General features: G+C 42.6%; 18 protein-coding genes. 6 read left to right on the top strand and 12 right to left on the bottom strand.

All coding sequences use genetic code 11. The features are described 5' to 3' along the window. Positions 1-52: 52 nt before the first annotated feature. Together LA303_RS10050 and LA303_RS10045 are read right to left on the bottom strand one after the other, a co-directional pair. Positions 53-997 (bottom strand): TIGR01212 family radical SAM protein, encoded by a 945-nt coding sequence (locus tag LA303_RS10050; protein WP_240525186.1) that lies wholly within the window; start codon positions 995-997, stop codon positions 53-55. A gap of 66 nt (positions 998-1063) precedes the next feature. Beyond that, positions 1064-2731, bottom strand: coding sequence for a peptide MFS transporter (locus LA303_RS10045; protein WP_240525184.1), 1668 nt, complete (start codon positions 2729-2731; stop codon positions 1064-1066). Between the two features lie 350 nt (positions 2732-3081). Here LA303_RS10045 and lepB point away from each other — a divergent pair, with 350 nt between their 5' ends. Next, a complete protein-coding gene (gene lepB, locus LA303_RS10040) occupies positions 3082-4596 on the top strand; it encodes a signal peptidase I (RefSeq protein WP_240525182.1) in 1515 nt (504 codons plus the stop codon). Positions 4597-4840: 244 nt separating this feature from the next. On the opposite strand, the gene LA303_RS10035 is transcribed toward lepB, so the two are convergent. Then, positions 4841-5299, bottom strand: coding sequence for a hypothetical protein (locus tag LA303_RS10035; protein ID WP_240525179.1), 459 nt, complete (start codon positions 5297-5299; stop codon positions 4841-4843). Between the two features lie 70 nt (positions 5300-5369). On the opposite strand from LA303_RS10035, the gene idi reads away from it, so the two are divergent. After that, the gene (gene idi / locus LA303_RS10030; protein ID WP_240525176.1) at positions 5370-5900 is read left to right on the top strand and encodes an isopentenyl-diphosphate Delta-isomerase; all 531 of its coding nucleotides are present in this window, start codon (positions 5370-5372) and stop codon (positions 5898-5900) included. Between the two features lie 55 nt (positions 5901-5955). On the opposite strand, the gene LA303_RS10025 is transcribed toward idi, so the two are convergent. Next, on the bottom strand, positions 5956-7377 hold the full coding sequence (locus LA303_RS10025; RefSeq protein ID WP_240525174.1) for an alanine/glycine:cation symporter family protein: 1422 nt from the start codon (positions 7375-7377) through the stop codon (positions 5956-5958). A 1505-nt stretch (positions 7378-8882) separates the two neighbouring features. Here LA303_RS10025 and LA303_RS10020 point away from each other — a divergent pair. The 3 genes from LA303_RS10020 (at position 8883) to LA303_RS10010 (ending at position 12307) form a co-directional block, all read left to right on the top strand. Then, complete coding sequence (locus tag LA303_RS10020; RefSeq protein WP_240525171.1) at positions 8883-9695, top strand: purine-nucleoside phosphorylase; 813 nt, start codon at positions 8883-8885, stop codon at positions 9693-9695. A gap of 73 nt (positions 9696-9768) precedes the next feature. Further along, positions 9769-11433 (top strand): AMP-binding protein, encoded by a 1665-nt coding sequence (locus tag LA303_RS10015; protein WP_240525168.1) that lies wholly within the window; start codon positions 9769-9771, stop codon positions 11431-11433. Then, a complete protein-coding gene (locus tag LA303_RS10010; RefSeq protein WP_240525166.1) occupies positions 11423-12307 on the top strand; it encodes an SDR family oxidoreductase in 885 nt (294 codons plus the stop codon). Before LA303_RS10015 ends, LA303_RS10010 begins: the two co-directional genes overlap by 11 nt. Positions 12308-12321: 14 nt before the next feature. Here LA303_RS10010 and LA303_RS10005 read toward each other — a convergent pair whose 3' ends face one another. From LA303_RS10005 to LA303_RS09970, 8 genes are all read right to left on the bottom strand, one after another. Further along, on the bottom strand, positions 12322-13482 hold the full coding sequence (locus LA303_RS10005; protein ID WP_240525164.1) for a hypothetical protein: 1161 nt from the start codon (positions 13480-13482) through the stop codon (positions 12322-12324). Positions 13483-13545: 63 nt separating this feature from the next. After that, complete coding sequence (locus tag LA303_RS10000; RefSeq protein ID WP_240525162.1) at positions 13546-14577, bottom strand: NAD(P)/FAD-dependent oxidoreductase; 1032 nt, start codon at positions 14575-14577, stop codon at positions 13546-13548. 8 nt (positions 14578-14585) lie between these two features. After that, positions 14586-15293, bottom strand: coding sequence for a 16S rRNA (uracil(1498)-N(3))-methyltransferase (locus tag LA303_RS09995; protein ID WP_262901490.1), 708 nt, complete (start codon positions 15291-15293; stop codon positions 14586-14588). Between the two features lie 869 nt (positions 15294-16162). Then, positions 16163-17320: a cytochrome d ubiquinol oxidase subunit II gene (locus LA303_RS09990; RefSeq protein ID WP_240525159.1), complete on the bottom strand. Its 1158-nt coding sequence runs from the start codon at positions 17318-17320 to the stop codon at positions 16163-16165. After that, positions 17320-18861 carry a cytochrome ubiquinol oxidase subunit I gene (locus LA303_RS09985; RefSeq protein ID WP_240525157.1) on the bottom strand — a complete coding sequence of 514 codons (1542 nt, stop codon included), beginning with the start codon at positions 18859-18861 and terminating at the stop codon, positions 17320-17322. The genes LA303_RS09990 and LA303_RS09985 overlap by 1 nt, the downstream gene beginning before the upstream one ends. A 29-nt stretch (positions 18862-18890) precedes the next feature. Next, positions 18891-19100: a DUF4492 domain-containing protein gene (locus LA303_RS09980; protein ID WP_240525154.1), complete on the bottom strand. Its 210-nt coding sequence runs from the start codon at positions 19098-19100 to the stop codon at positions 18891-18893. Positions 19101-19464: 364 nt separating this feature from the next. Further along, positions 19465-20697, bottom strand: coding sequence for a peptidase T (pepT, locus tag LA303_RS09975; RefSeq protein ID WP_240525152.1), 1233 nt, complete (start codon positions 20695-20697; stop codon positions 19465-19467). Positions 20698-20994: 297 nt separating this feature from the next. Further along, positions 20995-22287 (bottom strand): NCS2 family permease, encoded by a 1293-nt coding sequence (locus LA303_RS09970; protein WP_240525150.1) that lies wholly within the window; start codon positions 22285-22287, stop codon positions 20995-20997. A 233-nt stretch (positions 22288-22520) separates the two neighbouring features. On the opposite strand from LA303_RS09970, the gene LA303_RS09965 reads away from it, so the two are divergent. Continuing rightward, positions 22521-23837 (top strand): ABC transporter permease, encoded by a 1317-nt coding sequence (locus tag LA303_RS09965; RefSeq protein ID WP_240525148.1) that lies wholly within the window; start codon positions 22521-22523, stop codon positions 23835-23837. Positions 23838-23976: the final 139 nt, after the last annotated feature.

The raw sequence follows: 23976 nt of genomic DNA, 5'->3' as shown, positions 1-23976 counted from the left end.
CGCTGTTCCTCTTTTTTCGGAAGAGTTCATATGAGTTGTTGACAGTCATCACTCAAGGTTTATAATATTTTCCCTGCCAGGTATTGCGTTTTTCCATCTCTTTTTCAATGGCGACATTGATCTGGTCGTTACGGATCAGTCCCCAGCCCGGTCCGGCTAAAAATCGCGGCGGCACTTCCCCGGCAAAGCGTTCAATAATAAAATCCGGATTGAGTTGCTCGGTATACCGGATAATAAAATCAAGATATTCTTCAAACGAAAATAACGAATAGTTTTCCGGATGTTTTTTATAATCTGCTGCCATGGCTGTTCCGGTAATGATTTGCAACTGGTGGAATTTGATGGTGGTCAGCGGCAGCTGCGAAACCGTTTTTACCGAGTCCAGCATCATTTGGCGGGTTTCACCGGGAAGACCAAAAATAAAATGTGCACCCACATGCAGGTTCCTCTGTGCAGTGGCTTTAATGGCCTCAACAGATTGCTCAAAAGTGTGTTGACGATTAATACGTTCCAGGGTTTGATTATATATGCTTTCTACTCCGAATTCAATAATGATATAGTATTTTTCGGCCAGTTGTTGCAGATAGTCCAGTTTTTCATCATCCACACAATCGGGGCGGGTTCCGATTACCAGACCGGTAACGCCTTCCTGTGCCAGGGCTTCTTCGTAAAGACTCTTTAGCTTTTCCAGCGGGGCATAAGTATTGGAATAGGGTTGAAAATAAACCAGATACCGCGAAGCACGGCGATAACGTACTTTGTGAAATTCGATTCCTTCGGCTACCTGTTGGACTACCGGTTTTTGCGGATGACAATAGGACGGATTGAAAGCATTGTTGTTGCAATAAGTACAACCGCCACGTGCCAGCGTGCCATCGCGGTTCGGACAGGTAAAACCGGCATCGATGGTAATTTTCTGTACCCGTTCGCCAAAAGTCCTTTTAAAATAATCGGAATAGGCGTTATATCGGTGTTTCGTGCCAAATGGAGAGTTCATGCGGCAAAAGTACAGGAAAAAATCAGTATGGTTCAATAAATGCTTGAACCATACTGATTGATCTTTTTAAGAATTAGTCGCTCTTTCAAGCAACTTCAGGATGGAGAAAATGAACAAGGCCGAGAGCAGTGTAAGTCCGACCAAAAGAGCAAAAAACTGCCACAGTTCCCATTTATCCCAAAAGGGTCCGATAAGTCCGGCAGCAAGATTCCCTACGGCCGTAGCACCCAGCCAGCCCCCTTGTGCCAGCCCTTTGTATTGTGGCGGTGCTACTTGCGAAACAAACGAAATGCCAATAGGGCTCAGAAATAATTCGGCAATGGTCAGGGTGAAATAAGTGCCGATGAGCCAGAACGGAGAACGCAGTACGGGCGAAACCCCTCCCTGTTGGGCCAGATCATGCGGACTCATCAATCCTTGTGAAGCCAGTACCATGATGGAGAATCCCAGTGCCGTGATTACCATACCGATTCCGATTTTCTTTGGAGACGACGGTTCTTTTCCGCGTTTCCGGAGATAGGAGAAGAATCCTACGATCACCGGAGTCATGAATACGATAAAAATAGGATTAAACTGCTGGAATATTTCCGGAGAAATAGGATTTCCTTCCGGTTTGAGTTGGCTGATGGTATAATAACCTACCAGGGCCGAACCCACGGCGATGGCTGCGCCAATGAGCCGCACTTTAGCCGAATTGTTTTTTCCGACAGCCAAAACAATTCCGAGAATACCCATAAGAACAGGCAAAAAGGTGGACAAGTTAAAGATGACAGCAGTGGCTTTATTTACAGCACTTACCGTGTAGTCACGGGCAAATATGGTAAGCGTAAATCCATTTTGGTGGAAAGCCATCCAAAAGAAAATCACCACAAGGAAAACCAATCCTAAGGCCATCAAACGGTCTTTGGTTTGTTCCGGGGTAAGCTCTACTACACTGTCTTTGTTCAGTGCCTTTTGCTGTTTGTGGGTTATATCAGCATGTTTGTAATATTTCCGGAAACCGAGAAAAATCACAATAGAAAGAATCATACTGAGAGCTGCCACGGCAAAACCGGCATTGTACGATTTACTCAGTGCATCAATGTAATGCCGCGAAAATTCTTCAAGATTGGTGAAATGACTCCCCATCTGCTCGTGGGCAAACTGCGACAATTCTTTGGCATTGGCCAGTGTGCCGTTCAGGTATTTGTGTGCCAGCGAAGGAATGGCTGCATCGTATTCGAGCCCCTGACTTTTTAAAACCCAGCTGCGTACGGCACGTGCCGCACTCGGAGCAAAGAAAGCCCCAATGTTGATGCCCATGTAAAAGATATTAAAAGCCGAGTCGCGTAATTTTTTGTACTTGGATTCATCGTATAAGTTTCCAACCAGTGCCTGCAGATTTCCTTTAAACAGTCCTGTCCCCAATGAAATAACGGCCAGAGCACCATAAATAAACCACTCGCCGTGTCCGGGTAAGGCCAGCATCAGATAGCCGATAAACATCACAATGATACCCAGCACAATAGTCTTTCCGTAACCAAGAATGTTGTCAGCAATAAAACCGCCCAGCAGCGGAAGAAAATAAATGCCAAACAGAAATCCGCCGTAAACATGTCCGGCTTGAGTGGCATCCCAGCCAAATTTCGATTGCAGGTATAAAACAAAGATGGCCAGCATTGTATAGTAGCCAAACCGCTCGCCCATGTTGGCAAAGAATGCCACATAGAGGCCTTTAGGGTGTCCTTTAAACATAAGTTTTGGTATTGGTGAATAAAAAAAGAATGATTTCTGAAAGGAACAAAAATAACCAAAAAATCAGGATATGCAAGAAGGAAAAACCTGTGGGATAAAAAGTTTCTTCCCGCCATTGATTTTTTGAAAAGAAGAACCATAAAATAATTTAGAGAAGGCAACAGAATAGAGGAATAAAACCGTTACAGGCTGCCTTTTCTCGGTTTTTTCAAAAAAACAGCCCTTACCGAAATATTTCCTGTCCGGTTTTCCTGTTTTTGTTATAGCTTTGCAGACAAAATCCGGAGCATGACATCAGCAAATACCGAAGTGGTTTTTCTGATGTTGAGCCATCTGTAAAAACAATTCAAATGGTAGAATTACTTGTCCTTATCCCGCTTTTGTTTACCCTTCCCACGGTATTTTTATGGGCTCAGTTTGAAAAGGCCGGCCGCAAAGGCTGGGAAACACTTATTCCCTTTTACAACCTGTATGTATTTTTAAAAATCATTAAAAAGCCCTTGTGGTGGTATTTGTTGTTGCTGTTCCCTTTTATCAACGTGTTCATGTACATGCTGATGCTGGTGGAAATGGCCAAATGTTTTGGAAAATACAGTTTGGGCGAGCAGTTTATGGCCGTGGTTTTTCCGTTTATTTATTTTCCGTGGCTGGCTATAAAAAATAAAGATGAATTTTTAGATCCCGATAAACGGGAAGAACCGAAAAAAAGTGCGGTTCGTGAGTGGACCGATGCCATCATTTTTGCTGTGGTAGCTGCTACCATTATCCGGACTTTTCTGATAGAAGCTTACACGATTCCAACTTCTTCCATGGAAAAATCGTTGCTGGTGGGCGATTATCTTTTTGTGAGTAAAATTGCTTACGGACCTAAAGTGCCTAACACTCCGTTGTCATTTCCATTTGTTCATCATACTTTACCGTTTACCCGTCATGTTAATTCTTATTTAACTTGGATTGAACTTCCCTATTGGCGGTTGCCCGGTTTGGGAAAAGTACATCGTAATGATGCTGTAGTCTTTAATTATCCGGCCGGGGATACGGTTTCTACCCGTTATCAGAGCAATGTGAGTTATTACACGTTGATCCGGCAGTACGGACGTAAAAAAGTATGGAGCGATAAAAAAGATTTTGGAAATATTATTTACCGTCCGGTGGATAAACGCGAAAATTATATTAAAAGATGTATCGGGCTCCCCGGTGATTCGTTACAGATTATTAACCGGAAAGTGTATATCAATGGAAAAGAAAATCACGATCCGGGCAAGAAAGAGTTTGAATACAAGGTGTATACTGATGGCCATTCCATTAATCCGATTATTCTAAGCCGGTTGAATATTACCGAGGGCGGACGTACCAGTATTCCCGGAGAATTTGTTTATATGCTTACTGACGAAGCCCGCGATGCCTTGGCTAAATTGCCCATTGTCAAGAAAATAGAAGTTTTTAATATTCCGGCCGGCATACGTGATCCCGAAATCTTTCCTTACAGTAAAGATTTTCCCTGGAACCGGGATAATTACGGACCGATTTACATTCCGAAGAAAGGAGCTACGGTGGCACTTAACCTGAAAGTTCTCCCGCTTTACCGCCGGATCATTCATGCTTACGAAGGCAACGACCTGAAAGTAAAAAACGGCAAGATTTACATCAATGGAAAAGTGGCTGACCACTACACTTTTAAGATGAATTACTACTGGATGATGGGAGATAACCGCGATAATTCGGCGGACTCGCGTTACTGGGGATTTGTGCCGGAAAATCACATTGAAGGGAAAGCCGTTTTTGTATGGCTGTCGCTCGATCCGAATAAAACGTTGTTAGACGGTAAAATACGCTGGAATCGTATTTTTACCTTTGTTCACTAACAGCCGGGAAAAATAAACGGTAAGTAATTTTTCCGTTGGCCAACTCTTGTTGTACAGGAAGTTTCCTTTTTATAATTCAATTTCCATTTGAGTGGAATCTTGTTATTTCGTGTCCTCAAAGTAAAAAGGTAAATGGAAGTTTTCTTTCCGGTTTCCGGCAAAGAAAATCACGAATACTGCCATTTTCTGGTAATTTACAGGATCCTTTCTTTTTTTGATTTTTGATTGAATTTAATTTTCTCTATTAAGGATTATCATGCATCATTTTCTCAATGGCCAGTTGCAGCTTCTCGGGTTTTTGTGTGGGGAGGAAAAGGGCTTTCCCGTTTTTTAAGCGGAGTTTGATTCCTGTAATTTTCCCTTTAGGGGTTTCGATGTTAAAATCTTTAAGCTCTTCGCGTGTGATGTGATGGCGAAAAATTCCGGCCGGCATCATATAATATTCAATTTGCCGGTTGGTTACTTTTATTTTTACACGAACAAAAAATAAAATCAGTACAGGTAGTGTAAGCAAAACAGCAAGAAGCAAGAGCCCGGAGTTGGTTACCGGATAGGGCCCCACCGGTTTTCCCTCAATAATTTGACGATATAACATTCCTGAAAAGAAAATGATTTCGAACAACAAAACCAGGCGGATATAAAAACGTTGGATGTTTTGTTGCTCTGTAAAATAGATCACTGTTTTTATTTTTTTCTTTGTCATAATTCAGGGTAAAATACAGATAACAAATATATTTATATCTTTGCATTTGTCAACAGTAAAGCAAAAATAGATGGAAGTTGAATATGTAATACTGGTTACCAAAGACGATAAGCCCTTGGGAACGATGGAGAAGATGGAAGCACATGAAAAAGGTGTTCTTCACCGGGCTTTTTCTGTTTTTATTTTCAATTCAGAAGGAAAATTGATGTTGCAACAAAGAGCTTTGCATAAATACCATTCACCGGGATTATGGACCAATACGGTTTGTAGCCATCCACGGGCAGGAGAATCTACAGATGAAGCTGCCCGTCGCCGGATGATGGAAGAAATGGGACTCGAATGCGATATTAAAGAAGCTTTTTCTTTTGTCTATAAAGCTGATGTGGGCGACGGATTAAAAGAACATGAATTTGATCATGTATTTATGGGAACTTGTGACAAAACGCCGGTGCCCAATCCGGACGAGGTCGCCGACTGGAAATATGTTGATCTCGATTTTGTGGCAAAAGACGTCAAAGAACATCCGGAACAATATACCGAGTGGTTTAAAATTGCCCTGAAAGAGGTAATCCACCACTTTCGCCGTGGCGGAGCCCGTTAAAAATCAAGTACGTTTTTAAGATTTAAGAAACCGGATTTAGCTAACTTTTGACCGGTCAAGAAATTTGTTGTTTCTTTTTCCGGTCTATTTTTTTCATTTCGTCAAAGTAATCTTTCGTTTCCTTTACAACTACACCGGAAAGTAAAAGCAAGGCAATAAGGTTGGGAATGGTCATAAAAGTAATCACCATGTCCACAAAATGCCATACGACATCAATTCCCCATACCGAACCGAAAAAGACAAAAATACCGTACAGGTAACGGTAAGGTTTAATGGCTTTTTCTCCGAGAAGATAATTAGCGGCACGGGTGCCGTAATACGACCAGCTGATTACGGTGGAAAAAGCAAACATAATCAGTCCGAAAGTGATAATGTGTTTTCCCAGGTTGGAAAGTCCCACAGCGGCCAGTCCTTCGTCCATTCCGGCAATGGTCATGCCAACGCCTTTGATTCCGGAGTGCCAGGCATCGGTACTGATGAGCATCAATGCCGTCATGGTGCAGATAATAAGCGTATCCACCAGAGGTTCCAGAGAGGCAACCAACCCTTCGCGGGCAGAGTATTCGGTTTTGGCAGCAGCGTGAGCAATAGGAGCAGAACCTTGTCCGGCTTCGTTGGAAAAAAGTCCGCGACGGATTCCCCAGATCATGGTCATCATGATGGTGCTGCCCACAAAACCACCGGTAGCGGCTGTTCCGGTAAAAGCTCCCTGAAAGATCATTTCAAAAGCATGCGGTAAATAAGCCGATCGGTCGATAAGGACCAGCAGGGTAGCGCCGACATAAGTTACGGCCATAAAAGGAACCAGTTTAGCGGTGACTTCGGCAATTCGTTTCAGTCCGCCTACAATGATGAGCAATACCAGTGCCGTAATGACCAGTCCGGATGCCCAGGTCGGAAATCCGTAAGTGGTTCTTAAAGCATCGGTCATGCCATTGGCCTGGGCCATATTGCCGGTACCGAGCGATGCCAGAATGGTGGCCACAGCAAAGATTCCGGCCAGCACTTTAGCAGCCGTTGGCATATTGTATAATTTCCCGATACCATCGCGGATATAATACATGGGACCTCCCGAAACGGTTCCGTCTGAATTGAAAACGCGGAATTTATGCGATAGGGTACATTCTGAATATTTTAAGATCATCCCGAGAAAACCGGTAACCCACATCCAGAAAACGGCTCCCGGACCGCCGAGATAAATGGCCAGGGCTACGCCTACAATATTTCCTGTTCCTACAGTGGCTGATAAAGCGGTGGTAAGGGCTTTAAAATGGTTCACATCCCCCTCATCTTCCGGATTGTCATATTTGCCGGCAACTACCTTGATGGAATGCCATAATTTGGTGACATTTAGAAATTTAAGTCTGAAAATAAAATAAAGACCGGTGGGAACCAGCATAAATAAAATGGCATAACCGCCGATATAATCGTTGTACCATACAATTCCCTTGTCAATCGCTTGTAAAATTCCACTCATGGGCCATCAATTTTTTCGTTAAAAAAACAAATATGGCAAAAAAATGCTTAGCCCGGACTTCTTTTTTAAAATCAAACTAAAATTGGCTTTAAGGTTAATTTTTGTTTAATACCAATTCAATTGCAAATCAAAATGCGCTTTTGGTTCATTTCAATCCCAAAAGCACTTTGATTTAACATCGGCATTTACCATTGTAGATTTTAAAATGCACTTTTAGCGCATTTTAAAATACAATTGGTATAATCGCTTTGCTTTTTTGTATTTCCCACTTTAGGCATTTGAAGTACTTGAAGTTTGAAGTGAGAAGTACTTAAAGTGAGATGGAATTTTCTATAACTTTTAACGTTTGCCTTTGAGTTCCTTTGTGATGTCCTTTGGGGAACTTTGTGGTAAAAAAACAGTCATTGGTCATTGGCCGATTTTGAGTGGTTTATGGTTTTGCATTTGGGCGTTTGGGATTTTTCTTGCGATTTGTTTTTTTGTCTTTTGTGATTTCAACCTGGTTATTGGTGATTGGTTGATTTTCAGGTATTTTACCCTTGTTTTACTGTCCTCCTGAGCGAAGCGAAGGATCTCCAAGGATGGAGGGTGTTGGGATAGAAGGATTTTGATGTCAGCGATGAGTGTAGAATGATAAATGGGGTTGGGATCTGTTCCGGGTACAGCGAAGGATCTCAAAAATAATCACGGCTTTAAAAGAGATGTTTCACTGCGTTCAACAGGACAAAACAGTTGGTTTTGGAATTGTCATTTGCTTTTTTGTCTTTTGTGATTTCCCACTTTAGCGCACTTCAAACTTTAGGCATTTGAAGTACTTGAAGTTTGAAGTGAGAAGTACTTAAAGTGAGATGGAATTTTCTATAACTTTTAACGTTTGCCTTTGAGTTCCTTTGTGATGTCCTTTGGGGAACTTTGTGGTAAAAAAACAGTCATTGGTCATTGGTTGATTTTGAGTGGTTTATGGTTTTGCATTTGGGCGTTTGGGATTTTTCTTGCGATTTGTTTTTTTGTCTTTTGTGATTTTAACCTGGTTATTGGTGATTGGTTGATTTTCAGGTATTTTACCCTTGTTTTACTGTCCTCCTGAGCGAAGCGAAGGATCTCCAGGATGGAGGGTGTTGGGATAGAAGGATTTTGATGTCAGCGATGAGTGTAGAATGATAAATGGGGTTGGGATCTGTTCCGGGTACAGCGAAGGATCTCAAAAATAATCACAGCTTTAAAAGAGATGTTTCACTGCGTTCAACAGGACAAAACAGTTGGTTTTTGGCGTTTGATATTTTTTTGGATTTGTCTTTTGTGATTTTGCACTTTAGGCATTTGAAGTACTTGAAGTTTGAAGTGAGAAGTACTTAAAGTAATAGTTTCTTTGTGATTTGTTTTTTGGAATTTCGTTTGCGATTTGTTTTTTTGTCTTTTGTGATTTCCAACTTTAGGCCCTTAAATTATTTGGCTGTCCGGCGTTCTGTTTTTCTTAGCTTTGTAGGCGCAAAAGATAAAGTCAGATGATAAAAAAAATAAAAGAATCAGCAGAATTCTTACAACGGGAGGGGATGGTTGCTCCGGAAGTTGGAATTATTCTCGGAACGGGTCTGGGCTCGCTTGTACAGAATGTGAAAGTAGAGAAGACAATTGATTATGAACGTATTCCGCATTTTCCGGTTTCTACGGTAGAGTTTCATACCGGAAAATTGATTTACGGTGAGCTGGGTGGGAAAAAGGTACTGGTGATGAACGGCCGTTTTCATTTTTATGAAGGATATTCCCTGCAGGAGATTACTTTTCCGGTCAGGGTGATGAAAATGTTGGGAATTCATACCCTGTTGGTTTCCAATGCAGCCGGAGCGGTTAATTTGGATTTGAAAAAGGCTTCCCTGATGATTATTGATGATCACATCAATATGTTGCCCGGAAATCCATTGGTGGGGAGAAATCTGGATGAACTGGGACCGCGTTTCCCGGACATGAGCCGGCCTTATGATCCGGAATTAATTACCCACATGGAGAAAATTGCGGCAGATAAAAAGATTCCTTTGCAAAAGGGAGTATATGTGGCCTGGATAGGACCGAGTCTGGAAACCCGTGCTGAGTACCGGTTTATTAAAACCATGGGAGCCGATGTGGTGGGCATGTCCACTGTTCCGGAAGTGATTGTGGCCAATCATATGGGAATGCGGGTGGCTGCTGTTTCTGTGATTACCGACACCTGTGATCCGGATAATCTTGTTCCTATTGATATCGATGATGTATTGAATAATGCCCGGATAGCAGAAAAAGATTTGGTCTTTCTTTTCGGGCAATTGATTCAGGAAATGTAAGATGGGATTTTGGGCTTCCTGTTAAAGGGTTGTTATTTTTAAACAATTTCCTATTTTTGAAAAAAAATATAATATGGCTGAATTCCCTGTGTTTACACTTCCGGCATTGCTCGAAACCACGGTGAAAAAACACGCATCTGCACCAATGGTGGCTTTTGTCGGAGAAAAACCCCTTACTTATCAGGAATTTTTTTATCGTGTAAAGGCAGTGAGTGCCTGGCTCGAAAAAATGGGCATTGTACCTGGTGACCGGGTGGCTTTGTTGAGTGCCAATATGCCACATTGGGGCGTTGCTTATTTTGCGGTAGTTTCCATGGGGGCGGTGATTGTCCCGCTTTTACCCGATTTTTCTCCGGAAGAAATTAAGAATGTTTTGCGGCATTCGCGTGCCAAAGCGCTTTTTGTTTCCGAAGGTTTGGTTTCAAAGCTGGCTTCTTCAAACATACATTCGTTGCAATATAAACTTTCGGTGGAAAATTTCCGCGTGATTGAAGGAAATCCGGTTGTGTATTTTGAAGAAAATGCTGTTTCAGAAAAAGAATATGTGGTGGCAGAAGATGATCTGGCTGCCATTATTTATACTTCCGGAACCACAGGAAAATCAAAAGGGGTAATGCTTAGCCATAAAAACATTGCTTTTAATGCCGTGCAGGGAAATACCATTCAGAAAATTACGCCGAAAGACCGTTTTTTGTCGGTATTACCGCTTTCGCATACCTATGAGAATACCATAGGTTTTCTGTTGCCGGTGATCAATGGGGCTTGCATTTATTACCTGAAAAGAGCACCTTCACCGTCGGTGTTGTTGCCGGCTTTTCAGAAAATAAAACCGACCATGATGCTGACCGTTCCGTTGATCATTGAAAAGATCTACCGAACGAAGATTCTGCCGGCATTCATGGAAAAGAAGATGGTAAAAAAACTGTATGCCAAGCCTTTTTTCAGGAAAAAGCTAAACCGGATGGCCGGAAAAAAGTTATTGAAAACTTTTGGTGGAGAACTGAAATTTTTTGGCATCGGTGGAGCCAAACTTAATGAGCAGGTAGAAGAGTTTTTACTTGAAGCTAAGTTTCCGTATGCTGTGGGTTACGGCCTTACGGAAACTTCGCCGTTGATTGCTGCTTTCGGACCTAAAGAAGCCCGTTTGCAGGCTGCCGGTAAAGTGCTCAAAGGCGTGGAAGTGAAAATTTACCGGCCGGATGAGAAAACCGGTGAAGGTGAAATTTGGGCTCGTGGTCCCAATGTGATGAAAGGCTATTACAGAGAGCCGGAATTAACCAAACAGGTACTTACCGAAGATGGTTGGTTCAGAACGGGTGATTTGGGCGTTTTTGATGAAGAAGGCTATTTGTATATCCGGGGACGCTCGAAAAATGTGATTATTGGTCCGGGGGGCGAAAATATTTATCCCGAAGAGATTGAGTCGGTGATCAATAACTTTAAACATGTGGTAGAATCGCTGGTAGTAGAACATAAAGGGAAACTGGTGGCGCTGGTCCATTTCGACAGAGACGAAATTGAAAAAAAATATAAAGAGTTCAGGCATGGGGTTTCTGATTATGTGGAAAAAACGTATAACGACCTGGCCAGGGAACTAAAAGACTTTATTAATAGCCGGGTAAGCCGGTTTGCCCGCATACAGCAGGTCATTCCGCAAAATGAAGAATTTGTTAAAACGGCAACCAAGAAGATCAAGCGGTTTTTGTATAACGAAAAAATTGGAGAAGATGGAAAATGATTTTAAAGCACCGATGTTTACGTCGGAGGTATTGAAAGACAATGTGATCATTGTTACCGGCGGAGGTTCCGGACTGGGAAGATCGATGAGCCGTTACTTTTTGCAATTGGGAGCAAAAGTGGTAATTACTTCGCGGAATTTGGAAAAACTGGAAAAAACCGCAGAAGAACTGATGAACGAAACCGGTGGAACGGTGTTGCCGGTACGGTGCGACGTTAGAAATGATGATGAAGTACAGGCCATGTTAAAGGCTACACTGGATACTTTTGGAAAAGTGGATGGCCTGTTGAATAATGCAGCCGGCAATTTTATCAGCCCGACGGAACGTCTTTCGTCTCGTGCTTTTGACACGGTAATCGACATCGTATTGAAAGGCAGTAAAAACTGTACGCTGGCATTGGGAAAACACTGGATAAAAACCAAACAGAAAAAAGCAGTGGTGTTGAATATAGTTACCACTTATGCTTTTACCGGTAGTGCTTATGTGGTGCCTTCGGCAACAGCCAAGGCTGGTGTGTTGGCCATGACGCGGTCGCTGGCGGTGGAATGGGCAAAATATGGTATCCGCATGAATGCTATTGCCCCCGGGCCGTTTCCTACAAAGGGAGCCTGGGATCGTCTTTTGCCTGGAGACATAAGAGAAAAATTCGATGTCAGTAAAAAAGTGCCGCTCAAAAGGGTTGGAGAACACCAGGAGCTGGCTAATCTGGCGGCTTATTTGATGTCGGATTTTTCGGCCTATATCAACGGAGAAGTGATTACCATTGATGGTGGCGAATGGCTTCAGGGAGCCGGAGAATTTAACATGTTTGAAGCGATTCCTCAGGAAATGTGGGATATGCTTGAAGCCATGATCCGCGGGAAGAAAAAATAACAGCCTTTCTTAGCTTATTGGGGACTGTCTGGAGACAGGTTGTTTTCCAGTTTGTTTTGAAGTGGTTTGGCATATAAAGTCCGGAAAAGCTGTATCAGTTCTTCCGGATTTCCTTTTACAGATTGAAGCTTTTCCAGCATGACAGCTGTTTTTTCTTCAAAAGCTTTTTCTGTTTTGGCATCATAATGGTTTTGAAACTCCCGGCTGTTATTTAACAGATCGAGTGCCAGGAAATTGTTGGGCCAAAGCCGGTAGCTGTTAAACATCTCAATGTCGATAAGCGAAGTAATCCTTTGCAGCCGTTCGTTGTTGGGAAGGTCTTCCGGCAGTTTGTCCATGGCGGCATTCAGGCTGTTTCCTACAGCGTAATGTACGCGCCCTTTTTGTCCCATAATACCTCCGATAATACTTTGCAGATCTTCATCTTTACTTTTTACATAGGTTTGCCTGGATGAAATGTAAAGCTCTTTAACTTTCTGGATATCACAAGGCTCCCATTCGTATGAAACGCATACCGGGCGGATGTTTAACGGTTTTAATTTTTCTACAAGATCTCCTTTTCCTGACAAGCTCAGCATTTTCAGAACTCCCGGATCGGTTCTGTCGTCTCCGTTTTTCGCCCGGCCCTTTCGCTGGGCAATCCAAACGTATAATTTGTCTTCGAGAATAGTTTTTCGCAGATAGGCAGAGAGCCGTTGAGAGTTTAATAAAATCTCGCGGGGAGTTCCTTCACGAAATACCGTAACCATGCGGTTTACTTTGCCTAAATCGGTAACAAAAGGAGAAACCATCAGGTTATCGCCCCAGGTGATTGCCAAAAAAATGTCGTAATCCGTCAGGATGGTAGCCAGGATGGAAGAGTCCAGCGTAATATCGCGATGGTTTCCGATAAAAAGATGCGGATCGTCAGGACGCAAAGAATGAAATCCGGAAACCGTCAGGCCGCGGGTGGTTTTTTTGACCAGCTCCTGCACCAATGGCCGCATAAAATTCCGTTGAAATTCGTTGATGGATTTTGTAGCGGCTACCCGGGCAATCATTTCATCAATCTTGTCTTCGCCAAAGGCAAAAGCAACAATGGTCCTAAATTCATGTTGCCGGACAATTCGCTGAAAGGCTTCTTTTGCTTCTTCTTCGTTGTATGGTCTAATGCTGTCAAAATCCGTCACGTTCATAGTCATCCTTTTTTCCTGTGATGCGCAAAGATACAAAAAGTCGGCCTGAAGTGGGGCGTTTCTCTATGAAAAACCGTCGGTAACTTTCTGATTAAAACGTTTGTTGTTCATCAGATAAAGAATGGTACGGAAAATCAAATTGCGGACGGGACCTGCCATGTGCAGGAGTTCCAAAAAACGATCCTGCATTTTTTTGTAGTGTAACACGGCCTTTATTTTATCTTCCGGATGGTCGGGGTTGATAATGGTTCGGGCGATTTCTTCGCCTGACAGCAGGGCTGCGTGTATTCCCTCGCCGGTAAGCCCTGAAGCCAGCCCCGCAGCTTCTCCACACAAAAAAATATTGCCAAACCGGTATCCGCGGTAGTCGTATGCAATAGGAAAACTTTGATATTCGGCTTTGGAAAGATCAAATTTTTCTTTTTTCAGCCATTGGTGAAATCCTTTTTTGAGAACTTGCACCGGTACTTTTTTGGGATCGGCCAGACAGCCAACGGCAAGATGTCCGCGATGGGGGAAAATCCAGGCGTAGCCCGACCGGAAATAGCGGTTATCCATGTGAATCTCAAATCGACGGCTGTTTTTTTCCGGAATCAGATACTGAAAGGTAACCAGCTGTTTTTTTACCGGAAGTTTTAAAAACCGCCGGACAATGGAGGTTGCTCCGTCGGCTCCTACAAGATAACGATAGCCCAGCCGTTTGCTGCGATTTATTTCAACGAAGTTTTTATCTACAGTGGTAACCTGTGCCTGGTTCATTACGGTTACCTGTTCAAATGATTGCAGCTTTTGCTGTTGCCACTGGCCAAAATCTTTGCGGTTGACCATAAAAGTAAAGGGTTTTTTTACCCCCTGAGTGGTGAAGTCGCGTGTGGGGCCAACAATCCGGGCTTTGTTGATTTCCATCTCGATAATGGAATCGGGTATTTCCATCAATTCCAGGGATTTTCTGGTAATCCCTCCGGCACATACTTTTGGCCCGGTTTCCGGTTTTTTCTCCAGCAAAAGAACACTTTTCCCGGATTGTCCCAAAATTTCGGCACAACGTAATCCGGCCGGACCAGCTCCAACAATAATGACATCATACGATTTCATGTTATGAATCAGTAATTTACAATATTTATGGTTAAGCAGGAAGCTACTGCAGCTGTTTCAGTACGTAATCGTGACGGACCCAGTTTTACGGGAATAAAACCTTCGGCTTCGGCTTGTTCTACCTCTTTTGCGCTGAAGCCCCCTTCCGGTCCGATTAATACCATGGCATTCTCGCCTTTTTGATATGTATGTACCAGCTCGCGGTTTACCTGGTCATCAATGTAAGCAATGTATTTTTTGCCGTCAAAAGGCTGCCGGATTAGTTCGCCGAAAGAAGTCAGTGGGTCTAAAACCGGGAGCCGGGTTTTTAATGATTGTTTCATGGCGGCTACGATGACGCGGTTCAACCGGTCGGGTTTTACCACCTTGCGCTCAGAGTGCTCCGACAAAAACGGGGTAATCCGGTCAATTCCAATTTCGGTAGCTTTTTCCAGAAACCATTCATAACGGTTGATGTTTTTGGTGGGAGCTACTGCAATATGGAGAAAAAAATCCCGTTTGTCATGGCCTTCTTCTTTTGAAATAATTTCCAGAAGGGTTCCTTTTGGGTTGGCTTCCACAATCCGGCAGTGGTACAAAAACCCCTTTCCGTCGGTAACCTGAATTTTATCGTTTATTTTCATTCGTAAAACCTTCACAATATGTTTTGATTCCTCAGCCGGTAGCTGAAAAACCGGGGAAAGGATTTCAGGAACAAAAAACAGGTTGATATTCATTCTGGTTAATTTTTTATTTGGTGGTGTAAAAATACGGGTTTTGTCCGGGAAAATGAAAGTAATGTCTATTGCCTGTAAATTTCATTCAGATGTAATGGGATAAGCAAAAGAAATTTTCCAATTAAAGAACCACGTCAAAAATTACCTATTTGCACATCCAAAGAGATCCTTCGTTTTGTTGCGCTCCGTTCTCCGAAGTCACGAAGTGATGCCGTCGGCAGAGTCCTTTGGACAGGAAGACAGAACAAACAGTATTGTATTTTTTATCTTGTTTTCTGAAGACTATCTTTATCCTGAAGGGATAAAACCGAAATAATCCTGCACGAAGTGCAGGAAAAAATCAGCAAAGAAAAAATAACCCCAAAGGGGTTAAATAAAGGAACTTCGCAGATTTTCAGAAAAGAAATCCCTTCAGATTGATTTTATATGTGGTTTAAAACATTAAAAGTCAATTGTTTTGTCAATTGAGCGCAGCGAAATATCTTTTGTTGTTCAAGTTTCATTTGGCAACTGATCTTATTCGCGTTTGTCCGTAGCCATCCGCCCTCTGGCGGGCAAACACGGACGAGATCCTAGGTGGAGAAAAGACAAGGGGGAGAATTTTTCTGCATCCACTTTTCAAGTCGGACAAGACTTGAAAAGTGGATGGTATTATCCCTGTCACATCTCCATAAAAAAAGGCTTTGATTGATCAATCAAAGCCTTTTTATGCAGGTTATCATCAGCCAGATTAGTTCTCGGCTGCTTCTTCTGTTTTTTCAAATTTATCTACGGCCAGTCTTACCATTTTGTAGGAAAACCAGATGAGAACAGGCCATGATATAAACCATAAAATTTCTGTTGTATACATAAGTTTTTGTTTTTAAGGTTTAATAAGCGTGTGCATCTTCTTCCATTTCTTTTCTGGTAATGGGCGTTTTGTTCATTTGTGCCCAGGCATACCAAATATAAGCCACTACAAAGGGTACCAGTAAGGAAACGTAACTCATTGCGGTGAGTGTGTATTTACTGGATGATGCGTTTTGAATGGTTAATGAACTTTGCAGGTCAAAAATGGAAGGGTAAAAAGCAGTGTGGTTATATCCTGCCATTAAAAACAAGGCAAAAACCGTTAAAATAGTTCCCAAACCGGAAAACCAGATGGCTTTTTTACCGCATTTTTCCGTAGCAAAAACGGCCCGATAAATCCCCCACAATACCAAAACAACACCCAACAACAGAATGATGAGTACCAACGGCATGGCCAACAGGTTATGGAGATACTTAAACGATTCCATATTGACCACTTTAGTCACCGGATCGTAGTTGAAACCTTTCATGACCAAAATGTTGATCAGGAAAAAGAGAAAGAAAAACAGGAAAGGAATGGTGTTTTTCATCACCTGTTTTTTGGCTCTTTCCATGATGGTTTCATCATCGATGTTGTTCATGAAATAGAGCGAAGCCAAAATCCGGGAAAGGAAAAATACGGCCAGTCCGAGTGACAGGTTAATGTAAGTGGCATAACGGCCAAAATTCAGTGCCAGTTCCAGTCCTTTGTAAGGTGACTGCCAGAAGGAGTGATGCATGGCGCTAACCGAGAATAGGGAGCCGGTAAAAAAGGTTGCTACAGCAGTTCCCAAGAAAACGGTTCCTATTAACCCGTTAATAAACAAAAAAGTGTCATAGGTACGGGTTCCCAGCCAGTTTTTGGCTTTACTGCGGTATTCGTACGAAACGGCCTGCAGAATAAAGGCAAACAAGATGATCATCCACACCCAGTAAGCTCCGCCAAAACTGGTAGAATAAAAGAGCGGGAAAGAAGCAAAAGCAGCACCGCCGAAAACAACAAGGGAAGTAAAGGTAATGTCCCATTTCCGTCCCAGCGAGTTCACGAGCATTTTAACTTCTGTATCGGTTTTTCCAATGGTGTACAGCAAGGTTTGTCCGCCCTGGACAAACAGCATGAAAACCAAAATGCCACCAAGCAGGGCAATGATAGCCCACCAGTATTGCTGTAATGCGAGATATGATAAATTTTCAAACATTATTGCTGCCCTCCATCTTTTAGTTGTTTAATTTGATTGAGCATAATCTTTACTTCGGCAATCAGCAGTACCGTAAATACAACGGCAAACAAGAAAAAGGTAATGATTACCGAAGTTTGATCGATGTTCGAAACAGCTGACAGAGTCGGCATATAGTCCTGAACAACCCAGGGCTGACGTCCAAATTCAGCTACCATCCAGCCGGCTTCCTGAGCAAGATAAGCAAACGGAATAGCCCATAAAGCCACGTAAAGTAACCAGCGTTTTTGGGTGAGTTTTCCTTTTACACCGTAAATGACGGCAAACAGGAAGATGAAAATAAAGAGTGTTCCCAGTCCCACCATAATATGGAACGAATAGAAGGTAAGCGGTACGTCAGGAATCAATTTATGCGGATCATCATAATATCCGTACCCGAAATATTTATAGTTGGCTTCAAACGTTTTCAGCGCTGCTGCCGCTTTGCTGTCGTTTTTGGCTTTTTTGGCCAGCTGAAACTCTTTCAGTGCTGCAATGGCCAGTTTTCCCATTTTTATCCGGTCGTAATACGAAATGATATTGTGGGCTTTGTTCCCGTTGATCATATCGTTAATGCCCGGAACATAAGCTTTGGGATCCAGGGTGGCCAGGTAAGAAAGCATACCGGGAATCTTGATTTTTGGTCCCCAGTCATTGGCATCCGGATCTTCGGGTTTGGGTACTTTGGTAAAAAATCCAACAGCGGTGAGAGCAGCATTGCTTTCGCCATGATACAAACCTTCCATAGAAGCAAATTTCATGGGCTGCACATTAAAAATCTGTCTTGCTGATTCGTCACCGGTGGTCACCATAAAAATTGACATGATTAACCCGAACGTTCCGGCTACAATCATACTCCGTTTGGCCAGGGCTTCGTTCCGTTTTTTCAGCAAAAACCAGGCACTAACACCGAGAACAAAAATAGCCGACAATACATAAGCCGAAGAAATGGTATGTAAAAATTTGTTTACGGCTGTGGGCGAGAATAAAATAGCCCAGAAATCGACCATTTCATTACGGGCGGTTTCGGGGTTAAAGTGCATTCCTACCGGGTTTTGCATCCAGGCATTAGCTACCAAAATCCATAATGCCGAAAGGTTGGAGCCGATAGCTACCAGCCAGGTGGATGTCAGGTGAAAACCTTTGCTGACTTTGTTCCATCCGAAAAACATAACGGCAAAAAAGGTGGATTCCATAAAGAAAGCCATAATTCCTTCAATAGCCAGCGGCGCACCGAAAATGTCGCCAACAAACCAAGAATAGTTCGACCAGTTGGTACCGAACTCAAATTCCAGAATAATACCAGTAGCCACACCGATTGCAAAGTTAATGGCAAACAAGGTCATCCAGAACTTTGTAATCCGTTTCCAGATCTCTTTTCCCGTTTTTACATAGATGGTCTCCATGATGGCAAGAATAAAACTGGTTCCCAGCGTAAGCGGGACAAACAGCCAGTGATACAATGCCGTGAGCGCAAACTGCGCCCGGGACCAATCAACCAGGGCCATGTTAAAATGTTCCATAAGCATTTAATTAATAATGATTTGTAACTTTATTTTGTTAATTGTTCAATCACGTAATCGCTTCTTTGCTGATCGGTCTTGAAATTGGTCTTGAGGAAGTCGTGGAAGAAAAAGAGTTTGAAAATGACAAAGATGATAAAGAGTTTGATGAGAACAATAACCCATAATCTTTTTCCTACGGTCATGTTCCGGAACCCGTCGTAATAAAAATAAAATACTTTTTTGATTAATTTAGTCATTGAGTACTTAAATATATATTACATGCAAATATATCATATATTTTTTATCTGCGTATAAAATTACGTAAATTTTTTATAAAAAATGAGCAGAAAAATAGAGCTTGCCGGTTAAGATGTTGCAATACAGGAAATAAAAAAAGGCCGTTTGATTTTTTTTCTGATGGTCAGGTACATTTTGGGAAAGTCAGGCATTTTTTTACGAAAATGCAAGAAATAATATTTTAAATGGTGCCTGGATTACCGGTTTTTATCCCGTTTTGGTCTGTGGTGTAACCAGAAATAATTTTTGTGAATAACAAAAAAAAGAGATGCCTGTTCAAAGACATCTCTTTTTTTTCATTTTAGAAGTTTGCTGATCGGGAGCCTAACGAATTCCTTTTTGGGCCGTGAGCTCAATGATCTTTACAATAACACTGATGGCTTTTTCCATGGATTCTACCGGAATATATTCATAGCGTCCGTGAAAATTATGTCCGCCGGTAAACAGGTTAGGGCAGGGCAGCCCTTTGAACGAAAGTTGTGCGCCGTCGGTGCCGCCGCGAATAGCCTTTACAATGGGTTGAATATTCAATGATTTCATGGCTTCTTCGGCAATGTCAATAATGTGCATCTGCGGTTCGATCTTCTCACGCATATTATAATATTGGTCTTCCATTTCCACTTTAATGACGTTGCCATACTTTTTATTGATGGCTTCTGCTTTTTCCATGAAACGTTTTTTCTTTTCTTCAAAAAGTTTCCGGTCGTGGTCGCGAATAATGTATTGTAAAACAGTTTCTTCCACACGGCCTTCCATCTGATACAGGTGGAAAAAGCCTTCATATCCGCGGGTTTCCTGTGGTGTTTCTTTTTCCGGGAACGAAGCAATGAATTCAGCGGCAATCAGCATAGAATTGACCATGGTGTGGTAAGCTGTTCCGGGGTGAACGCTTTTCCCACTGATAATGACTTTGGCTCCGGCTGCATTGAAATTTTCAAATTCCAGTTCTCCCACGGGACCACCGTCCAGTGTATAAGCCCAGTCGGCTCCGAATTTTTCCACATCAAACAGATGGGCCCCGCGACCCACTTCTTCGTCCGGATTAAAAGCCACTCTGATTTTTCCGTGTTTGATTTCCGGGTGTTCCAGCAGGTATTCCATGGCGGCAATAATTTCGGCAATGCCGGCTTTATCGTCCGCTCCGAGCAGGGTCGTCCCGTCGGTGGTAATCAGGGTTTGCCCTTTGTAACCAGGAAGCTCTTTAAAATCTTTGGGTGATAATACAATGTTTTGTTCCTGGTTTAGAATAATGTCGCCGCCATCGTAATTTTTATGGATTTGCGGTTGGACATTTTCTGCCGTAAAATCAGGAGCAGTATCCATGTGGGCAATAAATCCGATAACCGGCACCGGCTGGTCTGTATTGGCGGGCAAAGTGGCCATTACGTAAGCATGGTCGTCAATGGTTACCTCTTCCAACCCGATTTGTTCCAGCTCTTTGACTAATAATTTGGCCAGTTTCCATTGTTTTTCAGTGGAGGGACATTGTTCGTTTTCCGGATCCGACTGTGTGTCTATTTTGGCATAGCGGATAAAACGTTCTTCAATTTTTTCCATGATTTTTAATTTTTTGCAAAGGTAGCCAATGTCTGACGAAAGCGTTTCTTAGATTCTGTAAAAATTAATCCGAAAGATTTTTTATTGCTGTATTTTGGTGTAAAATGTGGCGGTTTTGGTTGTATTTATTGTTTAAAAGCTGCCTGATAGCACAGATACCGGGGAGAGAATATAATATCCGTAGACATCGTACTTTCTTTATTGTTGGTCCCGATTAGAAAGGGAAGTGAGAATCTTTGAAAGTATTATTGAATGAGGAAAATTGTTCAAAAAATCAACAGATACATGTTTCTAGCATCACACAAAAAACTTCAGCATAAACAGGGCGGCCAGGATGTACATCACCGGGGTGATTTCTTTATGACGGCCGGTAAGGGCTTTCAGTAAAACGTACGAAATCATTCCGAAAGCAATTCCTTCGGCAATGCTGTAAGTCAGCGGCATCATAATAATAGCCAGAAAGGCCGGGATACTTTCGGTATAATCCGAAAAAGAAATCTTGGTTACCGGTTCCATCATAAACGTTCCGACCAAAATCAGTACCGGGGCTGTAGCCGAAGAAGGGACCATCAGGAATAGCGGAGATAAAAAGAGTGACAGGATAAACAAAATTGCGACAACCAGCGTGGTAAGTCCTGTGCGCCCTCCTTCAGCTACGCCGGCAGCACTTTCAATATAGGCTGTAGTGGTGGAAGTGCCGAGCATGGCACCGGCTGTGGTACTGAAAGCATCGGCCATCAGGGCTTTTTTTACGTTGGGGAAACGACCTTTTTCATCCAGTATGCCTGCCTGGGAAGCAACCCCAACAAGTGTTCCGATGGTGTCGAACAAATCCACAAACAAAAAAGTGAACAGGACAATAAGCATATCCGTCGAAAAAATGTGTTGCCACTCGAATTTAAGAAAAGTAGGCGCCAGCGAAGGCGGAGTTTGAATCAGTGCAGTATCCGGCAAGGCCGCTTTTCCCATGAAAACAGCCAGAATGGTGGATGAAAAAATCCCGATGAGCAGTGCCCCTTTTACCCGGAGAGTGAGCAGCAAGGCAGAAATGAAAAGTCCGAAAAGAGCGATCAGTGCCGAAGGGCTGCCTAAATTTCCGAGCGTTACCAGCGTGGCTTTATCGTGTACAATAATTCCGGCATCTTCCAGCCCGATAAAAGCAATAAACAGTCCGATACCTACCGAAATGGCATGTTTTTGGCTCAACGGGATGGCATCCACAATCAATTCACGAACATTGAAAAAGGTAAGCAGAATAAATAGTATTCCTTCGAGAAAAACAGCGGTGAGTGCAAATTCCCAGGAGTAACCCATGGAAACGACAACGGTATAGGCAAAAAAAGCATTTAATCCCATGCCGGGGGCCATGGCGATGGGAAGTTTGGCATACAGGGCCATAATCAGGGTTCCGATAATGGAAGCAATGGCTGTGGCGGTAAAAACAGCACCGGTGTTCATCCCTGCATCATGAAGAATGGAAGGGTTTACCACAAGAATATAGGCCATGGTTAAAAAAGTGGTGATCCCGGCAATAACTTCTGTTTTTACGTTGGTTTTATGGGCTTCCAGTTGAAAGTATTTTTCAAGCATAGATCTGATTTTTAAGGTTAAACGATAAAAAGAACAACCGTTGATAGATTTTTAAAAGGCAACAGATATAGTTTTTAATGATACCTGTCAAAAATAAAAAAAATCCGGATTTCTTCCGGTTGTGAATGCCCATTTTTATTGAAGGTTTAACCGGAGATTGTTTTGTAAAGATAAAAATCGGCAGCAGTTGAATTTTTCGGATATTTGCATGCATTTCAGCCTTTCGTTGCGATATGAAAAAAATTTTGCTCATCATTCAGCGGGAATATTTAACCCGGGTCCGGAAAAAATCATTTTTGATTATGACCATTCTTGGTCCAGTTTTGATGGCGGCGTTGGTCATTTTACCGGTTTACTTGACGGAAAATGCTGCGCCTTCCGCAAAAATTGCCGTATTGGACGAAACCGGATGGTTTTATCAGAAATTTCACAGCCAGGGAAAAGTGCAGTTTTATTATGTGTACAAAAGTCTGGAACAGGCAAAAGCCGAAGCGTTGTCCAAAGGAGATATGCTGCTGTATATTCCGCTTACCCGGCTCAATCTTCCTGAAAATGCCGAATTGTTTTCTGTCAAGCAACCCGGTGTTTTTGTGGAGAATTATATCAAAACGGTGATGCGACAGGTGGTCGAAGATAAAAAAATGCTGGCCAAAGGGATTGATCCTAATGTGTTGAAATCCATCAAAGCACATATTCACCTGGCAACCATAAAAGTGTCGGAAGAAGGAACAGAAAAAAAGACCAATACCGGCCTGGAAACCGGATTGGCAGTTTTTTCCGGGTTTTTGATTTATTTTTTCGTTTTTATGTACGGTGCACAGGTGATGCGAGGGGTGATGGAAGAGAAACAAAACCGGATTGTGGAACTGATCATTTCTTCGGTAAAACCGTTTCAGCTGATGGTGGGAAAAATCATCGGAGTCGGATTGGTGGGATTAACCCAGTTTTTGCTGTGGGTGATGCTCACTATGGGGTTTGTAGGAGCATTTCAGAGTCATATTTTTAGCGAGAAACGTGTTGTTCATCAGGTACAAACCATGACCGAACAGACGATGGCTGTTCCGGCAGCTACTGCATCACCGGACAAGACAAATGCGGTAATGACGGCGGTTTCCGGCTTTTTGTCGGCGGTTAATTTTAAGGTGATGATTTTAAGTTTTCTCTTTTATTTTTTGGGAGGATATCTGCTGTATGCTTCACTGTTTGCAGCTGTTGGCGGGGCTATCGATCACGATACCGATGCCCAGCAGTTTATGTTTCCCATTTCCATTCCGCTGATTTTTTCGATGGTGATGATTAGTGTGGTGGCCAACCAGCCTGACGGGCCGCTGGCCCTGTGGATGTCGATGATTCCGTTTACTTCGCCGGTAATTATGATGATGCGGATTCCTTTTGGGGTTCCGTATTGGCAAATTGGGCTCTCGGCAGCTATTTTGGTGATTACTTTTTTATTTGCCACTTTTTTGGCCGGAAAAATTTATCGTATCGGTATTCTTGTTTATGGAAAGAAAGTAGGGTATTCCGATTTGTGGAAATGGTTAAGGTATTGATTAGTTTGAGTTTACCGTTTTAGTGGCTGGTATTTTATTTTCCGGTTTTCTTTTGCGGAATTGTTTTTGACAAAAAAGAAGAGAAAAAATTGATAAATCGGCTGTAATGTCGGGAAGCGTTATTGGGATGTATGAAATA

It is taken from the genome of Candidatus Sulfidibacterium hydrothermale (assembly GCF_020149915.1).
GTDB lineage: Bacteria > Bacteroidota > Bacteroidia > Bacteroidales > F082 > Sulfidibacterium > Sulfidibacterium hydrothermale.
The sequence above is the reverse complement of the archived record's forward strand: the minus strand, read 5'-3'. Positions and strand labels throughout refer to the sequence as shown.